This is a genomic window from Streptomyces sp. NPDC023541 (genome assembly GCF_055559995.1).
This window is the reverse complement of record NZ_JBVHJO010000003.1, coordinates 280,266-299,996: the sequence shown is the minus strand read 5'-3', so window position 1 is coordinate 299,996 and position 19,731 is coordinate 280,266. Positions and strand designations below refer to the sequence as shown.

The following is a 19,731-nucleotide window of genomic DNA, read 5'->3' as shown; positions in this document are numbered from 1 at the left end:
CCACCGCGACGCCACCGCACGGGCCGCGCCCCCTCGGAACGGGGGCGCGGCCCGTGCGGCTGTCGCGTCCCCGTCAGCGGGTCCAACAGGGTGCCGCGGGCGGCGCCGGGCCCTGTCGCACTACAGGTCCGGCCGCTTGGACTGCTCGTACAGCTCGAACCAGATCGACTTGCCCTCACCGCGCGGGTCCACGCCCCACGCGTCGGCCAGCATCTCCGTCAGCAGCACCCCGCGGCCGCTGGAGGCCATCTCGCCCGGGTGCCGCTTGTGCGGGAGCTCGTCGCTGGAGTCGGCCACCTCCACGCGCAGCCGGCGCTCGCCCAGCTCGCCCACCGCCTCCGCGACCAGCAGGGCGTCGCCGTCCGTGTGCGTGAGGACGTTGGTGACCATCTCGGACACCATCAGCACCGCCGAGTCGACCTGCTCCTCGTCGGCCCAGTCGTGCAGCAGCTCCCGGACCTGCCGGCGCGCGCCGGCGATGCGTTCCGGTTCCGCCTGGGCCACGGTCAGCATCGTGCGGCGGGTCGGGCGGACCGGGTGCGCCGACGGGGTGCCGCAGCCGCAGCCCGCGCCCTCGCGCCACAGCAGGACCACGGCTATGTCGTCCTCGCGGCGGTCGGCCAGCGGGCCGGTGGTGTGGTGCGAGGACGGCCCGTGCACGGTCTGGACCAGCAGGTCCGCCAGCGTTTCCAGGTGCCCGGGCTCATGGCCGCCGACCTCGTGCGCGTCGCCCTCCAGGACGGCGCGCAGCCGGGCCCAGCCGGTGTCCAGGTCGTGCCCGCCGGTCTCGATGAGCCCGTCGGTGCAGAGCATCATCGTCTCGCCGGGCTCCAGCGTGAACCTGGTCGTCGGGTAGTCGGTGTCGGGGACGATCCCGAGGGGGAGCCCGCCGGCGGTGGGCCGCATCAGCACCGTGCCGTCGGTCATCCGCACCGCGGGGTCGGGGTGGCCGGCACGGGCCACCTCCAGCGTTCCGGTCTCCGGGTCGCACTCGACGTACAGGCAGGTCGCGAACCGCGGGCTCTGCGCGTCCGGGTCCTCCTCCGGCCGCCGGCAGCCGGGCTCCCTGGAGGCGCACAGCCCGGCGAGGAAGCGGGAGGCCCGCGAGAGCACCGCGTCCGGCCGGTGCCCCTCGGACGCGTATGCCCGTACGGCGATCCGCAGCTGGCCCATCAGGCCGGCCGCCCGGACGTCGTGGCCCTGCACGTCGCCGATCACCAGCGCGAACCGGCCCGACGGCAGCGGGATCATGTCGTACCAGTCGCCGCCGACCTGGAGCCCGCCGCCCGTGGGGACGTAGCGTGCGGCGATCCGCATGCCGGGGATCTCCGGGCCGAGCTGCGGCATCATCGACCGTTGCAGGCCCGTGGTGAGTTCCCGCTCGGATTCGGCCACCCCGGCCCGCTGGAGCGCCTGGGCCAGCATCCGGGCCACGGTCGTCAGGACGGACCGCTCGTCGGGCGAGAAGGACGCCGGCTGTTTGAAGGCGGCCATCCAAGCGCCCATGGTCCGTCCGGCCACGATCAGCGGCAGGAAGGCCCAGGACACCCGGTCGAAGCGCTGCGCGAGCGGCCAGGTGGCCGGAAAGCGCCGTTTGTAGTCGTCAGGGGTGGGGAGGTAGATCGCCCGCCCGGTACGGACCACCTCCGCGGCCGGGTAGTCCGTCTCCAGCAGCATGTCCGTGAAGGGGCCCTCGTCCCCGGCGTCGTGCCCGTGGTGCCCGATGACGGACAGCCGGTCCCCGGCCACGCCGAAGACGGCGAGCCCGTCGGGGTTGAACCCCGGCATCGACAGCGAGGCCGCGACCCGCAGCACCTCCGCCGTGGACCGGGCCTCCGCCAGCGCACGGCCCGCGTCCAGTAGGAAGGCCTCGCGGGAGCGCCGCCAGTCGCCCGTGATGGGCGTGTGGGCGGCGGTGGTGCCCGGCTGGGGTTCGGCGATCTCCTGGATGGTGCCGATCAGCTCGTAGTCCAGGTTTCCGTCGGCCGACCACCTCTCCAGGGGCTTGGAGCGGCTGCGTACGGTCCGCAGGACCCGGCCGTCCTCGTCCATGATCCGCAGTCGGGCCTCGGCGAGGGTGTCCTCGGCGACGGCCAGGTTCACGATCCCGTTGATCTCGTTCCAGTCCACCGGGTGGAAACGGGACCGTACGGCGACCTCCGGCAGGGCCACCGGTTCGGCGGGCAGCCCGAGGAGCCGGGCGGCCTCCGCGTCCAGCGAGACCGTCCCGGAGGCGTTGTCCCATCTCCACAGGCCCGTCGCGACAGCGGCCAGGACATCCTCGGTGCGCACCCGGTCATCTTTACAGGTCGCATCCGGTACGTGCCTGTTCGCGCGTTGTCGGCCGTATTTGCGCAGGCGCCAGGACAGTGCCCGACCCGTCATCGTCCCGGACGGTAACCTTGGGACGGTTGAATCCACCCTGGTATCGCGTAGAACTGGATGACTGATGCATCGGTACAGGTCCCACACCTGCGGCGAGCTCCGCGCCTCTGACGTCGCCGCCGACGTCCGACTGAGCGGCTGGCTGCACAACCGTCGAGACCTGGGCGGCATCCTCTTCATCGATCTGCGCGACCACTACGGCATCACACAGCTCGTGGCCCGCCCCGGCACCGCCGCGAACGAGGCCCTCAGCAGCGTCTCCAAGGAGACCGTCGTCCGCATCGACGGCAAGGTCGTCTCCCGCGGCGCGGACAACGTCAACCCGGACCTGCCGACCGGTGAGATCGAGATCGAGGTCTCCGAGGTCGAGGTGCTCGGCGCCGCCGCCCCGCTCCCCTTCACGATCAACACCGACGACGGTGTGAACGAGGAGCGCCGTCTGGAGTACCGCTTCCTCGACCTGCGCCGCGAGCGCATGCACCGCAACATCATGCTGCGGTCGGCGGTCATCGCCTCGATCCGCTCGAAGATGGTGGCCCTCGGCTTCAACGAGATGGCGACCCCGATCCTCACCGCGACCTCCCCCGAGGGCGCCCGTGACTTCGTGGTGCCGTCCCGCCTGAACCCGGGCAAGTTCTACGCCCTGCCGCAGGCCCCGCAGCAGTTCAAGCAGCTGCTGATGATCTCCGGTTTCGACCGGTACTTCCAGATCGCGCCCTGCTTCCGCGACGAGGACGCCCGCGCCGACCGCTCGCCGGGCGAGTTCTACCAGCTCGACGTCGAGATGTCCTTCGTCGAGCAGGAGGACGTCTTCCAGCCGATCGAGCGCCTGATGACCGAGCTCTTCACCGAGTTCGGCAACGGCCGCGAGGTCACCTCGCCGTTCCCGCGGATCCCGTTCCGCGAGTCGATGCTGAAGTACGGCAACGACAAGCCCGACCTGCGCGCCAAGCTGGAGCTCGTCGACATCACCGACGTCTTCGCGGGCTCGGAGTTCAAGGCGTTCGCCGGGAAGCACGTGCGCGCCCTGGCCGTCCCGGACACCGCCGCCCAGCCGCGCAAGTTCTTCGACGGCCTCGGCGAGTACGCGATCTCGCTCGGCGCGAAGGGCCTGGCCTGGGTCCGCGTCGGCGAGGACGGCAGCCTGACCGGCCCGATCGCGAAGTTCCTCACCGAGGAGAACGTCAAGGTCCTCACCGAGCGCCTGGGCCTGGTCCCCGGCCACGCCGTGTTCTTCGGCGCGGGCGATTTCGACGAGGTCTCCAAGATCATGGGCCCGGTCCGGGTCGAGGCCGCCAAGCGCGCCGGCCACTTCGAGGAGAACGTCTTCCGTTTCTGCTGGATCGTCGACTTCCCGATGTACGAGAAGGACGAGGAGACCGGCAAGATCGACTTCTCCCACAACCCGTTCTCCATGCCGCAGGGCGGCATGAAGGACCTGGAGGAGAAGGACCCGCTCGACATCCTGGCCTGGCAGTACGACATCGTCTGCAACGGCATCGAGCTGTCCTCCGGCGCCATCCGCAACCACGAGCCCGAGGTCATGCTGAAGGCTTTCGCAATCGCGGGCTACGAGGCCGAGACCGTCGAGCGCGAGTTCGCGGGCATGCTGCGCGCGTTCCGCCTCGGCGCCCCGCCGCACGGTGGCATCGCCCCGGGCGTGGACCGCATCGTGATGCTGCTGGCCGACGAGCCGAACATCCGCGAGACCATCGCCTTCCCGCTCAACGGCAACGCGCAGGACCTGATGATGGGCGCGCCGACGGTGCTGGAGGAGGCCCGCCTGCGCGAGCTGAACATCGCGCTGCGCAAGCCGGTCGAGACGAAGGCGGCCGACGCCAAGCCGGTCACCGAGTCCGTCCACCCGGACGCCGCGCGCTGAGCGGTGGCCGTGTAGCCGTGTAGCTGTGCGGAAGGGCCCGGGGTCGTCGACCCCGGGCCCTTCGTCGTGTCTAGAACTTCTCCAGGACGCCCTTGAGGAGGGCCGCGGAGGTCAGTTCCGTGGGGGCGGGCCCGGCGTGGAAGAAGCCGGCGTTCTCGGCGTCCAGCTTGCGCAGGAAGTCGAAGGCCTTGGAGTCGTGGTCACCGAAGGCGACGAACTGCCAGTGGATGCCGGGGGCCGTGGCGGCGGCCTCGGTCAGCGCCTGCCGCGCGGGCTGGCGGTTGTCGGGGGCGCCGTCCGTCTGGAAGACGACCAGGGCCGGGCCCTCGCCGCCGTCCTCGCGGTAGTGCTCGACGACGGCCTCGACGGCCACGTGGTAGCTGGTGCGGCCCATCCGGCCGAGCTCGGCGTGGCGGCCCTCGACCCAGGACGCGTAGTGGCTGTCGAGGGTCAGGTCGGCGGTGCCGTCCACCTCCGTGGAGAAGAACACGGTGTGCACGGTCGCCTCGTCGTCGAGGTGCGCGGCGAGGGCGAGGGCGTGGTCGGCGAGGTACTGGGCGCTGCCGTCCTTGTAGAACCCGCGCATCGACCCGGAGCGGTCGAGGACGAGGTAGACCTTGGCGCGGGCGCCGGCCTTCCCCTTGCCGCGGAGCACCTGGCCGGCGGCCTTGTACGCGGCGGCCACCTCGGGCGCCCGCCGCCGCACGGCGGCAGCCGCGTGAGCCGGCCCCTCCCCCTGCGCCTCAGCCTGCGGCGCATCGGCGGCGATCTGCTCCGCGGGAGCGGGGGTCTCGTCCTGAGCCTCCGGCTCGGTGGTCTCCGTCTGCTCCGCAGGAGCGGCGGCTTCCGCCTCCGGCGATGCCGGCTCCGCAGCGGCGGGGGCTTCCGCTGCGGCGGTGTCGGTCGGCTTCGCCGCCTTCGCGGTGTCGGGCTCTTCCACAGCGGCGGCCGGGGCCTCGTTCTCCGCCCGCGGCGCACCCGCTTCCGGAGCCTGCGGCTCCTCCACCGCGGTGGCTTCCGCCTGCTGCGCAGGAGCGGCGACATCGGCCTGAGTCTCCGGCTCGGCGGCTTCCGCCTGCGGCGCATCGGCAGCGCCCTGCTCCGCGGGAGCGGGGGTCTCCGCCTCGACGGTGTCGGCCTGCGGCGCGTCCGCTTCGGCGGCGTCAGCCTGAGCCTCGGGCTCCGTAACGGTGGCGGTGTCCGCCTCCGGCGCGACCTGCTCCGCGGCGGCGGCCTCGGCGGGCTGCGCCTCCGCCGCGACGGCGGCGTCGGCCTGCTCCGCAGGAGCGGGGGTCTCGTCCTGAGCCTCCGGCTCGGCGGCTTCGGGCTCCGCGGGAGCAGCGGCCTCCGGCTGGGCTTCAGCCTGCTCCGCAGCGGCGGCCGGGGCCTCGTTCTCCGCCCGCGGCGCGCCCGCTTCCGCAGGAGCAGCGGCCTCCGGCTCGGTGGTCTCCGCCTGCTCCGCGGGAGCCGCGGCTTCCGCCTGCGGCGATGCCGGCTCCGCAGGAGCGGAAGGTGCCGGGTCGGGCTTCGCCGCAGGCGAGCCCGCAGGGGAGGGGCGGCGGGCCTCCGGGACCGTGGGGTCCGCGGCCGGGGCGGGGGCCGTCAGGACCGTACCCGCCTCGCGGTCCCGCGCGGTCTGCGGGGGAACCGTCGGATTGTCGAAGGACGCCGCCACGAGTTCGGCGGCGGCATCCAGGGGGTTGCGTTCCGCCTGGTTCGGCACAGCCGCGGAAGTGGCGTCCGAATTTTCCGGAACCGGTTCCGCAGACCGTCCGAACACCTTGCGCAACAAGCTCCGAATACCCATGGGCCAGGCCTTTCGCATGAGTGCGTGCGTCATTTGTCCGTGCTGCGCGGTTGATCCCTGCCCAGAGTGGACACGTAAGGTTATCGGCCGCCCGGCTGGATCTTCGGCAGGGGCGCCTTTCGTGGCGCCCGGCTCCCCATGGCGACCACACCGGTCTCGAACTGCCGCTCCGACGTGCCCGGTTCACCCATCGTTCATCCCTGCGCCGCCGCTTCGGCGCAACCCGGGCCTACCGTCGCGGCTGGATTGTTCCGACACGTTGTCGGCGGCCACGCAGCTACTCGGAGGACACTCGTGCGCAAGCTTCTGCCGTTCATCGGCAACCCGCATGGGAGCGGCCGTTCCGCTCTCACCTGTCGTTACCGCTGTGGCGACGCCTGCTTCCACGAGGTGCCGAACACAAGCGACAACGAGTACGCGGGCGATGTCATAGCCCGTGCCTACTCCCGCCGCTCGATGCTGCGCTCCGCCGCCGTCGTGACGGTAGCCACCGCCGCCGGCTCCGCCGTCGCGCTCAGCGGTCCCGGGCAGGCCGCCAACGCGGCCCCCGCCGCCGACGCCTCCGGTGCCGGCAAGGGCGGCGAGGCCGCCCGCGGCCTGCGCTTCAAGGCCGTCGCGCCGAACACCGACGACAAGGTCACCATCCCCGAGGGCCACGAGCAGAACATTGTCATCCGCTGGGGAGACCCGATCGTCAAGGGCGCCCCGGGCTTCAACGCCGACCAGCAGACCGCCGCCGCGCAGGCCGGTCAGTTCGGCTACAACAACGACTTCCTGAGCCTCCTCCCGCTCGGCGGAGACTACGAGCGCCAGCAGCTGCTCGTGGCCAACCACGAGTACACGGACGAGAACCTCATGTTCAAGGCCTACGACCCGGCCAACCCGACCCGCGAACAGGTCGAGATCGCCTGGGCCGCGCACGGACTGTCCGTGGTCGTCGTCCAGGAGGACCACCGCAGCGGCAAGCTCACCGCGGTCTCCCGCCACCAGCTCAACCGCCGCCTGACGGCCACCAGCGAGTTCCGGATGACCGGCCCGGCCGCGGGCAGCGCCCTGCTGAAGACCTCCGTCGACCCCACCGGCACGAAGGTCCTCGGCACCCTCAACAACTGCGCCGGCGGCACCACCCCGTGGGGCACCACCCTCCACGGCGAGGAGAACTTCAACCAGTACTTCGGCAACGCCGGCCAGGTCACCGACCCCGCCCAGGCCGCCCGCCTGAAGCGCTACGGCGTGACCGCCGGTGCCACCGAGCGCAAGTGGGAGCGCTTCGACAAGCGCTTCGACGTGGCCCAGGAGCCCAACGAGTCGCACCGCTTCGGGTGGGTCGTCGAGCTGGATCCGTACGACCCGAACTCCGTTCCGCGCAAGCGCACCGCCCTGGGCCGCTTCAAGCACGAGGCCGCGCAGCCCCGCCTGACCGAGGACGGCCGTCCGGTCGTCTACATGGGCGACGACGAGCGCTTCGACTACTTCTACAAGTTCGTCTCGTCGAAACAGATGAAGAAGGGCAACTCCCGCGCGGCGAAGGAGCACAACCTCACGCTGCTCGACGAGGGCACCCTCTACGTCGCCAAGCTCACCGGTGACACCCCGGCCGCCGAGCTCGACGGCACCGGCAAGCTTCCCTCCGACGGCGAGTTCGACGGCTCCGGCGTCTGGATCAAGCTGGCCACCGGCAACGTCTCGCACGTCGAGGGCATGACCGCCGAGGAGGTGTACGTCTTCACGCGCCAGGCCGCCGACAAGGTGGGCGCCACCAAGATGGACCGCCCCGAGGACGTCGAGCCCTCCCCGCGCACCGGCCGCGTCTATGTCGCGCTGACCAACAACACGGACCGCGGCAAGCCCGGCAAGGAAGGCGCCACCGAGGCCAATCCGCGCAACCTGAACAAGCACGGCCAGATCCTGGAGCTCGCCGAGAACTTCGACGACCCAGCCGGCGACGGCTTCGCCTGGCGGCTCTTCCTGGTCGCCGGTGACCCCAACGACCCGGCGACGTACTTCGCGGGCTTCCCCAAGGACAGGGTCAGCCCGATCTCCTGCCCGGACAACGTGGCCTTCGACCCGTACGGCAACCTGTGGATCTCCACCGACGGCAACCAGCTCGGGTCCCACGACGGCCTGTTCGGCGTCGCGACCAGCGGTGAGCGCCGCGGCGAGCTGAAGCAGTTCCTGACCGTGCCGCGCGGCGCCGAGACCTGCGGCCCGCTGATCCAGGACAAGCGCGTCCTGGTGGCCGTCCAGCACCCGGGCGAGATCGACGGCGCGTCCGTCGAGAAGCCGCAGTCGGTGTGGCCCGACGGCCCCGGCAAGATCGTCCGCCCGGCCGTCGTCTCGGTCTGGCGCAAGGACGGCAAGAACATCGGCGTCTGATCCCCTGCGCCGGGCAGGTGTTTCACGTGAAACACAGCGCGCGGAAGGCCTGCCCGGCGCGTCAGTTTCCGTCCGGCAGCCGCCCGTCCGGCAGCCGCCCGACGGGAAGCCTGAGCGTCGTCAGCGCACCCCCGTCCGGGGCGTTGGCGAAGCTCAGCGCGATCTCCAGTACCGCCGCCTGTCCCACCACGATCGTCAGCCCCAGTCCGTGGCCCCGCCCGCGTCCGGGGTCTCCGGTGCGGAAGCGCTGCGGCCCCTGTTCGATCAGTTCGGGCGGGTAGCCGGGCCCGTGGTCGCGAACCGTCACCACCGGGCCCTCCACGGTCACCTCGATCGGCGGCCTGCCGTGTTTGTGGGCGTTGGCCAGCAGGTTCGTCAGGATCCGGTCGAGGCGCCGCCGGTCGGTGAGCACCGCCGCGTCACGGATCACCCGTACCGAGACGGCGGGCCCGGCTCCGGCGACGGCCCGTTGCACCGCCCGGCCCAGTTCCACCAGGGCGAGGTCGGCCCGCTCCACGCCCGATTCCAACCGGGAGATCTCCAGCAGGTCCTCGGTGAGCAGGTGCAGGGCCTTCAGCCGGTCGTTGATCATCTCCTTGGGGCGGCCCTCCGGCAGCAGCGCTGCCGCGGCCAGTGACCCGGTGAGCGGCGTGCGCAGCTCGTGCGCCACGTCCGCCGTGAAGCGCTTCTCTGCCTCCAGCCGTTCCTGGAGCGACCCGGCCATCAGGTCCAGTGCCTGCGCCACGTCCCGTACCTCGTCCCGGTCCCGGGAGCGGCGGCCCTGTCGCCGCTCGTCCGCGCGGGAGGGGAAGCCCACCCGCGCGTCGAGGTCCCCGGCGCTGATCCGGCGGGCCACGGCGGCTGTGGTCGCGAGGCGCCGGCTGATCCGGTCGGCGAGGAAGAGGCCGGCCAGCGCCACCACACCGGCGGCCAGCGCGGCGGAGGCGAGGATCGCGGTGTCGATGTCCCTCAGCCGGTTGCGGGTGCCCTCGAACGGGATCCAGACGGCGAGGGCCTGCTGGTCGGCGGGGGCGGCGGCCCACATGACGGGCTTGCCGTCGAAGGCGCCGACCATGCTGCCGGTGTCTCCGCGGGCGACCAGGTCGCGCAGCGGGCGGGGCAGCTGGGGCGGGGCGAGGACGATGTTCACGTCGCCGTGCGTGGTGCCGTACTCGTAGTGGCTGAGGGCGTGTTCCAGGGCCGAGTCCGCCTCCTTGCGGACCTCGCCGACGATCTGCCGGGCGACGACGTTGTGCACCAGGATCCCGAGTGCGGCGGCGACCATGCAGCACACCGCCGTGGTGGTCAGCGCGATCTTCCAGCGCAGGCTGCTCAGCGCGTGCATCGCCGCGCGTCCGGGCTGAGCGGGACGCTGGTGAGGGACGCGCAGTCGTCGAGCGTGAGCTGGCTGAGGTTCATGATCCCGGCCTTGGGGTCCCACACGTAGTCCGAGACGGCGAAGTAGGCGGGGTTCGACGTCGGTTCGCGGACGGCCAGGTGTTCCGCGGCCACCTCCACGCCCTCCAGCACCGCCCGCCGGGACAGGATCCGGGCGATCCGCCCGTCGTCCTGGACGGTGTAGACGCGCAGCTCGCTGAGGCGGCCGTCGAGGTCCAGGGCGGTGATCAACTCCTCGCGGCCGTTGCCCGTCAGGTCGTGGTAGACCGCGGAGCGCGCCGGGCAGTCGGGACCGCCGTCCACAGCCTGTGTGCAGAGCGCGAGGCGCTGGACGGCCCGGGGGTCGACGAGCCGGCCCGTACCGCCGTCCTGTTCCGTGGCGGAGGTGACGTCGGCGCGCACGACGCTCACCGGGTTCACGCCGCGCAGGCGCAGGTCGGGCACCTTGGGCAGGCCCGGGACGACGGAGGCCGTGCCCGGCTTCTGGGCCACGTCGGGCGGGTCGGGACGGAGGTCCTTCCACAGGCTCTGCGGGGCGTGCACCGTGCCCAGGTCGCCCTCGCTCTGGAGCCCTTCCACATCGGCGCACCCCGCCAGGGCCAGGGCGAGGACCAGGACGGCCGGGGCGCGGTACATGCTCCGATGCTCCCCCGTACGGTCCGGTCCGGCCCGGTCAGCGCTCCGGCTGGGTGATGGCGCGGGCCGCCGCGAGTTCCTGGTGGACGGGTGCCAGGACGCCCGACTCCTCGCCCTCCGGTTCGCCCTCGACCCGTACCGGGGTGGTGCTGCTGCGTACGCGGACGGCCAGGTCCCGCAGCTGCCGGGCGATCCCCGCCACCTCGTCGGCGGCCGGGGGCGGGGCGCCGTGGTTGACGCGGACCCGGGCGGCGGTGACCGCGTCCACGATCCGTTCGACGGCGACGACCAGCGGCCACCAGGCGGCGGCCCGGGTGCCGGTCGGCGGCGGCTCGGTCAGCGCCCGCTGGAACTCACTGCGGACGCCCGACAGGTCGCGGTAGAGCCGCCGCCGGGCCTGGAGGCGGCCGGTTCGCGCTGCCGCGAGCGCCGCGTCGTCCGCGGCCGGCGCGAAGGCCCGTTCCACGTAGCGGGCGGCGTCGTCCACGGTGTCGGCGAGCCGGTCCCCGATCCGGGTGTGCCAGCTCTCGGGCCACAGCAGGTAGCCGGCGATCAGGGTGATGGCGCAGCCGATCAGGCTGTCGAGCAGCCGGGGGCGGATCAGGTCGAAGCCCTGGTGGTTGAGCAGGTCCGAGAGCAGCAGGATCACCGGGGTGATCGCGGCGGTCTGGAAGGCGTACCCCTTGGCGGAGAAGACGGGGATCAGCGCGCCGAGAACCATCATCACCGGCACGTCCCACCAGCCGCGGGGTACCTCGGCGAGCACGGCGGCGGCGACGACCAGCCCGACCGCGGTGCCGAGCGCGCGCAGCAGGGCCCGGGAGAACACCGAGCCGAAGTCCGGTTTGAGGACGAAGGTGACGGTCAGCGCGACCCAGTAGGACCGCTCGATCTCGACCACCGACACGAGGGACTGCGCGAGGCCCACGCACAGCGCGAGCCGCAGCCCGTAGCGCCAGGAAGTCCCGGACATCATCATGTCGCGCACCGCCCGGCGGGCGCGCACGCGCAGCGCGGCGGGCCGGCCGAGGCGGTCGTCCACGTTGTACGTGTCCGGTTCGGCGAGGTGCACGACGGTCGCGGCGTGCCGCAGAGCCGCGTCGAGGGCCCGTTCGGCGGGGGTGCGGGCGGGAGGCAGGTCCAGTACGGGCGCCTCGGTGCGGCCCTCCTCGACGGCCGTCGCGAGCTCCCGTACGGCCGCGGGGATCTCGGGGGGCAGCGGCCGGCCGCGCAGGTGGGCCGCCGGCGCGGCCTCCACCAGCGGGATCACCACGTTGAGCTGGGCGAGCATGCGGACGAGCGACTGGCTGCGGCCGTGCACCCGGGCCCGGCGGCCCAGGATCAGGTCATAGGCCTGGTTGAGTTCCTGGGTGACCCGGCGGCGCTGTTCGTCGTAGAGGTCGCCGGGGCCGCCGGCGGCTTCCAGGGTGTCCGCCAGGGCCCGGTAGGTGGCGGCGACCGCCGCCCGTTCGGGTCGGCGGCCGCGCAGCGGCCATCCCAGCAGGGTCAGGGCGAGGACGAAGAGTCCGCCCGCGACCAGCAGCAGCGGGGCCGTCCACCAGGGTCGCGGCATCGGGAGCCCGGCGCCGACCACGGCGTTGAGCAGGAGCAGCAGTCCGGACACGGAGGCGACCGTGCCGATGGAGGAGATCATCCCGGAAACCAGGGCGATGAGGGTGAGCGCGCCGACGGCCACCCAGCCGTGGCCGTAGACGAGGGTGCCGAGGGCCACGCCGACGGCGCCGAAGAACTGCGGGACGGCGATGTTGAGGACGCGCATCCGGTAGGCGTCGGCGGTGTCGCCGATGACCCCGGAGAGGGCTCCCATGGAGGCGAGCGCGCCGTACTCGGGCTCGTTGAGTGCGAAGCCGACGGCGAGCGGGACCGACAGCGCGACCGCCGCTCGTGCTGCGGCGGCCCAGGGGACGGGAGCGGTGGTCGGCTTCAACCCTTCGAGCAGCCAGGCGGGCGGGGCCAGCGGGTGGTGCCGGGGGCGCCGCGACGATATGTGTTCGGTGCGTTCGGTGCTCATTCCCGCTTTCGTGCCGCCGCTCGCGAATCGGTTCTTCTGGGCTCTTCTGCGCCGTTCTGCGCGTGTTGTACCTTCCGAGCTTATGGGGTGTGGCGCAGCCGTCCCGTCACCCATGCCGCGAGAGCCGCCGCGAGCCCGATCAGCAGCACGACCCAGGCGGTGGTGCGCAGGAACGCGGTGAGGGCGTCGTACACCGCGCCGGCCGCGGCACGGTCGATGTCGGCGGGCAGATCGTCCAGCGTGAGGCGGCGGCACGCCTCGACCGCGAGCCAGAGCAGTACGGCCCCCACCGCCAGTCCCAGGCCGGTGGCGATCACGGCGCGCCGCCGGCGGACGGCGACCGCGACGGCCGACACGGCCAGGAGCAGGGTCAGTACGGGCAGCCAGACGCCGGCGATCTGGAGCATGCGGAACCCCTTCCGGAGAGCGCCGAGGTTGTCGTACTCCATGACCTCCACGGACAGCCGGGTCACCGGGATGCGGTCCGCGAAGGGCACCTCGTCGGCGACCAGTTCGCTCTTGATCTGGGCGACGACGGGCGCGAGGTCGATGGTGACGGCGTTGCCGTGGCCGGTGGTGAGCGCGTCGCGGAAGGCGGCGTGGGCGGCGCGGTTGGCCGCGTCCCAGGCCGTCCGGTAGGCGGGGGTGCCGGCGAAGGAGTGCAGCGCCTCGCCGAGCAGGGCGTCCACTCCTTCCTGGAACGGGCCCGCGTCGATCTGCCCGGTGAGGGCGCGGGCGGTGTGGGTGACGACGACCTCCTGCACGGCAGGGTTCTCGGCGAGCGGCGACATGGCAGCGGTGTAGCGGTCGGCGTCGCCCAGATCGCGGTCGGCCCAGTACGCGACGGCGCTCGCGGGCACGAGGAGGGCCACGAGCACGATGAGTACCGCCGACAGGATGGTGCGCACGTCACCAGGGAAAGCGGGGACGGGCCGGGGCGCGAGCGGTGTTGCTGCGGGCGGGTGGTGGGCCCGGCGACGGCGTGGGATGCTTGCCTTCCTAATCCTGGATATCTAATATCCAGGTTATGAAGATGAGCGAGGGCGTCGAGTGGGCGCTGCACAGCTGCGTCAACCTGGCCTGGAGCGGACCGGACCGGGCGGTCTCGGCGGCCCGGCTCGCCGCGTGGCACGACCTGCCCGCGGCCTACCTCAACAAGCAGCTCCAGGCGCTGGCCCGGGCGGGCATCCTCACCTCCAGCCCGGGTCCGCGCGGCGGCTTCCGGCTGGCCCGCCCGCTCGCCGCCGTCTCGCTCATGGACGTGGTCGCCGCCGTCGAGGGGCCCGAAGAGGCCTTCCGCTGCGCGGAGATCCGCAGGCGGGGACCCGGCGCGGGCGACCCGGCCTCCGAGGGCCCGAACGCCGCCGACTGCGCCATCGCGCACGCCATGACCCGGGCCGAAGTGGCCTGGCGCAAGGCACTCGCGGCCCAGAACCTCGACGAAATCCGGCAGCAGGCCGAACGGCAGGCCCCCGAGGCCCCGCAGCGGCTGCGCGCCTGGCTCGCCGCGCAGTAGCGCACGGCCACGTACAGAACGTACAGAACGCACGGAACGCGGAAAACCGCACGCACACATCCGCACGCAGACATCGCACGCAGGAACCCGCACGGACACGGAAGCAGGGAGCTCGGCATGACGCGCAGCATCATCAACCCGGCAGGACTCCACACCCCGACCGACTACGGCTACAGCCACATCGTCTCCGCCCCCGGCGAACAGGTCTTCATAGCCGGGCAGTACGGCTCCGACGAGAGCGGCCACGTCGTCTCCGACGACTTCGCCGACCAGGTGGAGCGCGCCTTCTCCAACCTCCGCACCGCCCTCGCCGCCGTCGGCCTCGGCCCCGCCGACGTGGTCCGGATCGGCACCTACGTCGTCGGTCACGACCAGCGGAAGCTGGAGGTTCTCCTGGGGCACCTGCGCGCCACCTGGGGCACCGAGCTTCCCGCGCAGACCCTCATCGGGGTGGCCGCCCTGGCCCTGCCCGGCATGCTCTTCGAGATCGACGCCGTCGCGGTGCGCACGCCCTGACCGCTGATCCACTTGCCGGCGGGTGGCGGCGGGTGTGCCCTGGATGATGGGAGAGAGGAGCCCGTCATGGCACATGCGGCACCCGCTGCCCCCCGGCAGCACCGGCAGATGGCGGACATGACCCACCTGGACAAGGGCGCCTACGTCAGGCCACTGCTCCTCGGACTCGTCTACGGCGTCTGGTGCGCCTTCATCGACCGCCAGGAAGGCCCGGTGACCGTGGCCAACGTCTTCTACGGGATCCTGTGCGGCGTGGTCTTCGCCGGGATCATGTTCGCCCTGGCCAGGATCGGCCCGCGGATGATGCGCGAGGTCCACGCCGCCGCCTACGGGGCCTTCGGCGGCATCGCGGTGGGCTACCTGCACAGCCTGACCGACGAGTCGATCCTGACGTCCGCCGTGATCGGCCTGGCGGTCGCCGTGGGCGTCGGCGCCATCGCCTTCTACCGCTACTACACGCACGAGGACTGAGCGGGTCCGCACGGCCGGACGCTCAGGGGCGCCGGCTCCTCCGCCCGTGGTCGGGGCGGGGGAGCCGGCGCCCCTCCATGTCTGCCGACGGGGCCTACGCGGCCGACTCGCCGGCAGTGCTCCGCGCGCCGAGCGGCGACGCGGCCGCGGCCGCGGTCTGCTGCGGATCACCCTCGTCGTCGACCGCCGGTGCCGGGGTCTTCGGCGGAGCGATCGGCTCGGTCTGGCGCACGGGTGGCGCGAAGCGTGAGACCTCGGCGCGGAGCATGGCGTTCAGTGCGGCGTACGGGTCGATGGGCATGGCGGAACCTCACGGTGCTCAGGGGGTGTGGGGGGATGCGCTGGGGACTCGGTCCGCTCAGCAGCGCAGGACCACACTCCGCACCGTCCGCAGGGACAGGGCCGGTTCGGCCGCCGCTCCCGCGCGGGGCCCGCACCCCGGGGCATCGCCCTGTTTCACGTGAAACATCCCGAGCGGCGTCCGCTGTACGCCGGTGAGCCCGCGCGCGGCTGTCCGTACGGCCGCGCGTGCCTCGGGGTCGGCGGCCGGGTCGGAGGAGCCCTCCGTGGGCTCGGTGGGCTCGGCGGGAGCCGCGGGCTCCACGGGGGCCGAGGAGGCCGGGCGGTGCTCCGCGGCGGCCGCACCGGCCGGACCGGCACCGAACACGCACAGCAGCACGACGCAGGTCGCGGTGAGCGCCCTCGTCAGGACCGCGCGTGCGTGTCGCCTCCAGGTCATGCGAGGGGTCTGCCCCGCCACGCCGGACGACTCCCGGACGGACCTCCAGAAGCCCCCGACCGGGGTACGAAGACACACCACACGGCTGACAGGCCGCCAGGCGTCAACTGCTGCTGCGGTGGCCGGTCAGCCGGGCCAGCACGGCGGTCTCGCCGCCGATCACTCGCAGTTGGGGCCGGCCGAGCAGCTCCTCGGACGCCCTGCCGGGTGAGACCTCCACGACGGTGAACACGGCCGTACGGTGGTCCGCGCGCGGGATCTCGATGGTCCGGCCCCGGCGCAACTCCCCCAGCCCCAGCCCGGTTCCGGTGACCACGGCGGTTCCTGCCGCGCCGGGCGCCGGACCTCCGGAGTCCCAGGAGGCCGCCTCACCCTCGCCGCCGAACGGCACGTCGACGCCCAGGCTCGGGATGCGCAACCGCAGCGGCCGGGCGGCCCGCAGCGGTCCTGAGACCGTCCTCAATGGACCGGCTGCGATCCGGCGCGGCCGCGTCACCTCGTCGGGGTCGTTCTCGCCGGACTGCTCCAGCTCCCGTACGAGGCGGCGGTGGCCCGACAGCCCCAGCGCCCGTGAGGGCAGCGCGTCGTCGGTGGTCGCGGCTGCGGGCGGGGCGGCACCCTCGGTCCGCTGCAACACCACGACGGTGGTGGACAGCAGAGCCACCGTCCCAGCGGTGACGACCCACTTGGCGCGGGGCATGGAATTCCCTCCTGTCCGGCTCGTGCGGCCGGGTCATGTGAGCAGTGGACACTTCCTCTGCCCATCGGCACACCGTGAAACACGAGGGACTGACATGGAGTCACGGGCGTGTCCTCGCACGATCGGGGAGTCTTCGCAGCTGGCGCCGGTCCGGGGCGCCGGCCGCCAGGTCCGGCGCGGATACGCCCGAACGGGTGAGGGGCCTGCGGCGCTCCGCGGCCCCGGCCCGCGGGGTCACATGACGACGGCCGCCGTGCCCGCCCCCATGGCCACGGCGGCCAGGTGTACGGCCGGGTGGCCGTAGTCGCCGTACCAGAGGTGGCGGGCCAGTCCGCCGAGCGCGGCCAGGGCGGCGATGATGCCGATCTGGCCGAACAGCGTGACGGCGCAACAGGGGGCCAGGAGCAGCAGGAAGGAATTCAGCCAGAAGGGTGCGGCACCCGTCCAGCCCCGCCATTCCCTGATCGCCGTCGCCATGGACTATCGGCCCTTTCATCGTCAACTCGTCGGCTGCACAGCCTCCTTGGGTGTGCGGATCGGCACAAGGGCCCGGTCGGCTAGAAAACCGAAGACCAGGCCGAAAGTCGTCCACAGCGTGGTCTGGGTGGCCAGGGACGCCAGGCGGAAGTCCCAGATGAGCGCGGCCGGGAAGTCCGCCGGCACCTCGTTGACGCCGGGCAGGACGGCGTAGGAGATCCCGATGGCCGCGACGAAGCCGCCCCCGGCGGCCGCCGACGCGTTCCAGTTGCCGAGCTTCGGTGCGAGCCGGTGCCCGAGGATCACCGCGCCCGCCGCCATCAGCGCGCTCAGGACGATCATCAGGAGGTAGAGGGCGGTCCGCCGGGCGGCCGTGTCGGGATCGCCGACGGCCGGGGGATTGGCGGGGTACTTGAAGAAGGGCACCAGGGTCAGGGTGACCCACAGTCCCGCGGTGACCAGTGCCGCCGTGGCCCGCGGGCCGAAGCGGCCGATGCGGCCGAGCGCGAAGCAGTGGGCGAGCGCGGCGATGCCGCCGAGCGCGACCCCGTAGAGGACGACGCCGGTCCCGAGACCGGCCGTGGCCTGGAGGGCCCGGCTGACCGGGGCCTCCCCGCCGTGGTGGTGTCCGGCTCCGGCCTCTTCGATGGCGATGGCCGCGTCCACCTCGGACTCACCGAGGAGGTACGCGACGAGGAAGGCTGCCAGGCCGGCCAGCAGGCCGGCGAGCATGCCCCGGACGAGCAGGGTGCGGGGGGATGCGGAGTTCATGGTTCGGTTCCCTTGCCGAGACGGAGGTCGGTGAGCAGGGGAAGCGGATCAGTGGCAGGGGAACCCGAGCAGGTGGCGCCCGTCGTGCAGCCACTCGTGGACGGTCTCGCCCTCGAAGACGGCGGTGGCGCCCTGCTCGGCGCCGACGAAGTAGAGCAGGACCAGCATCAGGATGCCGACGAACACCGCCCAGGGGGCGAGCTCGGAGAGCGAGATGGGGGCGATGGCGGGGGCGTTCGTCGTGGGCATGGTGGAGTTGGCCATTGCAGAACCTCCAGAGGGAACACGCGTCCCGGTCAGTGGTGCGCTCGACGACGGTGGCGGGTCTGACTTGCCTCCCCCTCCGGGAGGTTTCACAGTGGCGCGACCGTGCCGGATTCTCACCGGTGCTTCCGCGTCCCGTCGTCATGGAGTCTCGTTCGTGACGGTACCGCGCTTAGGCTCCCCTTATGAAGAGTCAGTCGGTGCGCGTCCACCTCGTGCGCCCCCCACTGGACACTGCCGCCCGCCAGGGCCGCTTCGGTCACGCGCGGCCGTGCCCCGGGTACGGGGGCCTGCGCGGTCTGGACACGGGAGAGTGGGCCGGGCGCACCCTGGACGAGGTGGCGGCCGAGGCCCCGGAGGCCCTGCACGCCTGGCTGACGGACCCCGGCTACGCCCCGCCGGGCGGGGAGTCCGTGGACGCGCTGATCGCCCGCGTCGGGGCGGAACTGGCCGGCATGGCCCCGGGCACGCACCGGGCCGAGGTCGAGCAGGCCGTCGTACGGGCGGCCGTGGTGCACGCCCTGGAACTCCCGGCGGCGACCTTCTGGCGCCTCGACGTACGGCCGGAGTCGGTGACCACCCTGACCGGGCGGGCCGGGCGCTGGAACCTCCTCCTGGGCCGGCCGCAGGACGCGCTGCCCGGGGCCTAGCGGGGAACGCCCGGCCACGAGTACGGGCCCGGACCCCGCGACGCGGTCCGGGCCCGGCTCACGGCCGGTGCGCGCCGGTCACGCCACGATCCAGTCGGACGTCGCGATCACGGGCTGTACGCCGTCACGGTGGACGGTGCCCTCGATCAAGCCGTACATGCGGTCCGCCGCGAAGTAGACCTCGTTGTCGTTCTTGAGGCCGAAGGGCTCCAGGTCGACGAGGAAGTGGTGCTTGTTGGGGAGGTTGAGCCGTACCTCGTTGACCTTGGGGCAGTTGTCGAGCACGCGCTCGGCCATCTGGTTCAGGGTCTGCTGGAGCGAGTACGAGTACGTCTCCGCGAAGGCCTCCAGCATGTGCTTGCGGACCTTCTTGTACGACTGGTCCCAGTCGTGGCCGGGGTCGTCGGCGGCCAGCGCCGAGTGCGCCCACCGCGCGGTGACCTTGGTCGCCAGGATGCGGTCGTACGCCTCCTTGAGCGTCGTGTACCTGTCCTTGATGTACCCGTGGAACTCGGAATTCGTCGAGTTCATCACCGTGAGGTCCTTCAGACCCGAGATGACCTGGAGGCCCGTCGTCTCGCTGTAGGTGACCTGCGCGGTGCGCACCTCCTGGCCCTTGAGGACGAAGGAGTGCTGCTCCTTGCGCGTGGGCACCGGGATGCGCTCCCAGGCGAATTCCTCGATGCGGATCTGGGCCTCGCGGATCGGCCGCTGCGAGGAGACGAAGTGCTTGGCGAGCAGGATGCCGAAGGCCTCCGGGGACTCGATGCCGTGCTCCTTGCCGAAGGCGTACACCGTGTTCTTGGTGGTGTCGGTCGGCAGGCAGTTGGCGTTGTCGCCGGTGAGGTGGACATCGCGGAACTCACCACGGAGCGCGACCGAGACGTTGAGGTCGCGGATCTCGTGCCAGGAGCCGTCGTTGCCCTTGCGGGTGACCTTCACGATGCGGTTCTCGGCCTTGCCGTACTGGTTCTGGGCCAGGACGTGCTTGCTCATGCTGTCTTCCTTCGGGTACTCGGGAACACGGAGTCCGTACTTCTGGATCCCGTACGCCCGGCGTCCAGCGGTCGTCCCCGCTCCCCGCCGTTCGGCCCCGAGGGGGGCCGCCCCG

Annotated in this window: 19 protein-coding genes; 6 read left to right on the top strand and 13 right to left on the bottom strand. The window is 72.4% G+C overall.

Annotated features, from left to right (window positions below; translation table 11 throughout):
• Window positions 1–120 precede the first annotated feature (120 nt).
• Window positions 121–2,292, bottom strand: coding sequence for an ATP-binding SpoIIE family protein phosphatase (locus tag ACZ3X1_RS08900; RefSeq protein ID WP_467278037.1), 2,172 nt, complete (start codon window positions 2,290–2,292; stop codon window positions 121–123).
• A gap of 157 nt (window positions 2,293–2,449) precedes the next feature.
• Between ACZ3X1_RS08900 and aspS the strand changes: the two genes are divergently transcribed.
• Complete coding sequence (aspS, locus tag ACZ3X1_RS08895) at window positions 2,450–4,267, top strand: aspartate--tRNA ligase (RefSeq protein WP_356815527.1); 1,818 nt, start codon at window positions 2,450–2,452, stop codon at window positions 4,265–4,267.
• A gap of 70 nt (window positions 4,268–4,337) precedes the next feature.
• Here the strand turns inward: aspS and ACZ3X1_RS08890 are convergent, their stop codons facing one another.
• Window positions 4,338–5,990, bottom strand: coding sequence for a VWA domain-containing protein (locus ACZ3X1_RS08890; protein WP_467278034.1), 1,653 nt, complete (start codon window positions 5,988–5,990; stop codon window positions 4,338–4,340).
• A gap of 378 nt (window positions 5,991–6,368) precedes the next feature.
• Between ACZ3X1_RS08890 and ACZ3X1_RS08885 the strand changes: the two genes are divergently transcribed.
• Complete coding sequence (locus tag ACZ3X1_RS08885; protein WP_467278032.1) at window positions 6,369–8,450, top strand: PhoX family protein; 2,082 nt, start codon at window positions 6,369–6,371, stop codon at window positions 8,448–8,450.
• A gap of 61 nt (window positions 8,451–8,511) precedes the next feature.
• Here ACZ3X1_RS08885 and ACZ3X1_RS08880 read toward each other — a convergent pair whose 3' ends face one another.
• From ACZ3X1_RS08880 to ACZ3X1_RS08865, 4 genes are all read right to left on the bottom strand, one after another.
• Window positions 8,512–9,795 carry a sensor histidine kinase gene (locus ACZ3X1_RS08880; RefSeq protein WP_467278030.1) on the bottom strand — a complete coding sequence of 428 codons (1,284 nt, stop codon included), beginning with the start codon at window positions 9,793–9,795 and terminating at the stop codon, window positions 8,512–8,514.
• Window positions 9,783–10,484 carry a hypothetical protein gene (locus tag ACZ3X1_RS08875; RefSeq protein ID WP_467278028.1) on the bottom strand — a complete coding sequence of 234 codons (702 nt, stop codon included), beginning with the start codon at window positions 10,482–10,484 and terminating at the stop codon, window positions 9,783–9,785. The genes ACZ3X1_RS08880 and ACZ3X1_RS08875 overlap by 13 nt, the downstream gene beginning before the upstream one ends.
• A gap of 37 nt (window positions 10,485–10,521) precedes the next feature.
• Window positions 10,522–12,516 carry an FUSC family protein gene (locus ACZ3X1_RS08870; protein WP_467278026.1) on the bottom strand — a complete coding sequence of 665 codons (1,995 nt, stop codon included), beginning with the start codon at window positions 12,514–12,516 and terminating at the stop codon, window positions 10,522–10,524.
• Between the two features lie 80 nt (window positions 12,517–12,596).
• Window positions 12,597–13,424: a hypothetical protein gene (locus ACZ3X1_RS08865; protein WP_467278024.1), complete on the bottom strand. Its 828-nt coding sequence runs from the start codon at window positions 13,422–13,424 to the stop codon at window positions 12,597–12,599.
• A 125-nt stretch (window positions 13,425–13,549) separates the two neighbouring features.
• Here ACZ3X1_RS08865 and ACZ3X1_RS08860 point away from each other — a divergent pair, with 125 nt between their 5' ends.
• The 3 genes from ACZ3X1_RS08860 (at window position 13,550) to ACZ3X1_RS08850 (ending at window position 15,019) form a co-directional block, all read left to right on the top strand.
• A complete protein-coding gene (locus ACZ3X1_RS08860) occupies window positions 13,550–14,032 on the top strand; it encodes an RrF2 family transcriptional regulator (protein WP_390075581.1) in 483 nt (160 codons plus the stop codon).
• Between the two features lie 117 nt (window positions 14,033–14,149).
• The gene (locus ACZ3X1_RS08855; protein ID WP_356815519.1) at window positions 14,150–14,548 is read left to right on the top strand and encodes a RidA family protein; all 399 of its coding nucleotides are present in this window, start codon (window positions 14,150–14,152) and stop codon (window positions 14,546–14,548) included.
• 66 nt (window positions 14,549–14,614) lie between these two features.
• The gene (locus ACZ3X1_RS08850; protein WP_356815517.1) at window positions 14,615–15,019 is read left to right on the top strand and encodes a hypothetical protein; all 405 of its coding nucleotides are present in this window, start codon (window positions 14,615–14,617) and stop codon (window positions 15,017–15,019) included.
• A 94-nt stretch (window positions 15,020–15,113) separates the two neighbouring features.
• Here ACZ3X1_RS08850 and ACZ3X1_RS08845 read toward each other — a convergent pair whose 3' ends face one another.
• From ACZ3X1_RS08845 to ACZ3X1_RS08820, 6 genes are all read right to left on the bottom strand, one after another.
• Window positions 15,114–15,320 (bottom strand): hypothetical protein, encoded by a 207-nt coding sequence (locus tag ACZ3X1_RS08845; protein ID WP_362633298.1) that lies wholly within the window; start codon window positions 15,318–15,320, stop codon window positions 15,114–15,116.
• 57 nt (window positions 15,321–15,377) lie between these two features.
• Complete coding sequence (locus tag ACZ3X1_RS08840) at window positions 15,378–15,758, bottom strand: hypothetical protein (protein WP_390075450.1); 381 nt, start codon at window positions 15,756–15,758, stop codon at window positions 15,378–15,380.
• Between the two features lie 103 nt (window positions 15,759–15,861).
• Window positions 15,862–16,458, bottom strand: a complete 597-nt coding sequence (locus ACZ3X1_RS08835) for a class F sortase (RefSeq protein ID WP_467278019.1) — start codon at window positions 16,456–16,458, stop codon at window positions 15,862–15,864.
• Window positions 16,459–16,692: 234 nt separating this feature from the next.
• A complete protein-coding gene (locus tag ACZ3X1_RS08830; RefSeq protein ID WP_030030486.1) occupies window positions 16,693–16,935 on the bottom strand; it encodes a hypothetical protein in 243 nt (80 codons plus the stop codon).
• A gap of 21 nt (window positions 16,936–16,956) precedes the next feature.
• The gene (locus ACZ3X1_RS08825; protein ID WP_467278016.1) at window positions 16,957–17,706 is read right to left on the bottom strand and encodes a CbtA family protein; all 750 of its coding nucleotides are present in this window, start codon (window positions 17,704–17,706) and stop codon (window positions 16,957–16,959) included.
• Window positions 17,707–17,754: 48 nt separating this feature from the next.
• Window positions 17,755–17,970, bottom strand: a complete 216-nt coding sequence (locus ACZ3X1_RS08820; protein ID WP_356815891.1) for a CbtB domain-containing protein — start codon at window positions 17,968–17,970, stop codon at window positions 17,755–17,757.
• Window positions 17,971–18,155: 185 nt separating this feature from the next.
• Here ACZ3X1_RS08820 and ACZ3X1_RS08815 point away from each other — a divergent pair, with 185 nt between their 5' ends.
• Window positions 18,156–18,620 carry a histidine phosphatase family protein gene (locus tag ACZ3X1_RS08815; protein ID WP_356815890.1) on the top strand — a complete coding sequence of 155 codons (465 nt, stop codon included), beginning with the start codon at window positions 18,156–18,158 and terminating at the stop codon, window positions 18,618–18,620.
• Window positions 18,621–18,698: 78 nt separating this feature from the next.
• On the opposite strand, the gene pucL is transcribed toward ACZ3X1_RS08815, so the two are convergent.
• Complete coding sequence (gene pucL / locus ACZ3X1_RS08810) at window positions 18,699–19,616, bottom strand: factor-independent urate hydroxylase (protein WP_362633278.1); 918 nt, start codon at window positions 19,614–19,616, stop codon at window positions 18,699–18,701.
• Window positions 19,617–19,731: the final 115 nt, after the last annotated feature.

Coding starts and splice junctions, on each gene's coding strand:
- aspS (WP_356815527.1), top strand. CDS start 2,450: ATGCATCGGTACAGGTCCCACACCTGCGGCGAGCTCCGCGCCTCTGAC.
- ACZ3X1_RS08880 (WP_467278030.1), bottom strand. CDS start 9,795: ATGCACGCGCTGAGCAGCCTGCGCTGGAAGATCGCGCTGACCACCACG.
- ACZ3X1_RS08875 (WP_467278028.1), bottom strand. CDS start 10,484: ATGTACCGCGCCCCGGCCGTCCTGGTCCTCGCCCTGGCCCTGGCGGGG.
- ACZ3X1_RS08870 (WP_467278026.1), bottom strand. CDS start 12,516: ATGAGCACCGAACGCACCGAACACATATCGTCGCGGCGCCCCCGGCAC.
- ACZ3X1_RS08860 (WP_390075581.1), top strand. CDS start 13,550: ATGAGCGAGGGCGTCGAGTGGGCGCTGCACAGCTGCGTCAACCTGGCC.
- ACZ3X1_RS08855 (WP_356815519.1), top strand. CDS start 14,150: ATGACGCGCAGCATCATCAACCCGGCAGGACTCCACACCCCGACCGAC.
- ACZ3X1_RS08850 (WP_356815517.1), top strand. CDS start 14,615: ATGGCACATGCGGCACCCGCTGCCCCCCGGCAGCACCGGCAGATGGCG.
- ACZ3X1_RS08845 (WP_362633298.1), bottom strand. CDS start 15,320: ATGCCCATCGACCCGTACGCCGCACTGAACGCCATGCTCCGCGCCGAG.
- ACZ3X1_RS08840 (WP_390075450.1), bottom strand. CDS start 15,758: ATGACCTGGAGGCGACACGCACGCGCGGTCCTGACGAGGGCGCTCACC.
- ACZ3X1_RS08835 (WP_467278019.1), bottom strand. CDS start 16,458: ATGCCCCGCGCCAAGTGGGTCGTCACCGCTGGGACGGTGGCTCTGCTG.
- ACZ3X1_RS08830 (WP_030030486.1), bottom strand. CDS start 16,935: ATGGCGACGGCGATCAGGGAATGGCGGGGCTGGACGGGTGCCGCACCC.
- ACZ3X1_RS08825 (WP_467278016.1), bottom strand. CDS start 17,706: ATGAACTCCGCATCCCCCCGCACCCTGCTCGTCCGGGGCATGCTCGCC.
- ACZ3X1_RS08820 (WP_356815891.1), bottom strand. CDS start 17,970: ATGGCCAACTCCACCATGCCCACGACGAACGCCCCCGCCATCGCCCCC.
- ACZ3X1_RS08815 (WP_356815890.1), top strand. CDS start 18,156: ATGAAGAGTCAGTCGGTGCGCGTCCACCTCGTGCGCCCCCCACTGGAC.
- pucL (WP_362633278.1), bottom strand. CDS start 19,616: ATGAGCAAGCACGTCCTGGCCCAGAACCAGTACGGCAAGGCCGAGAAC.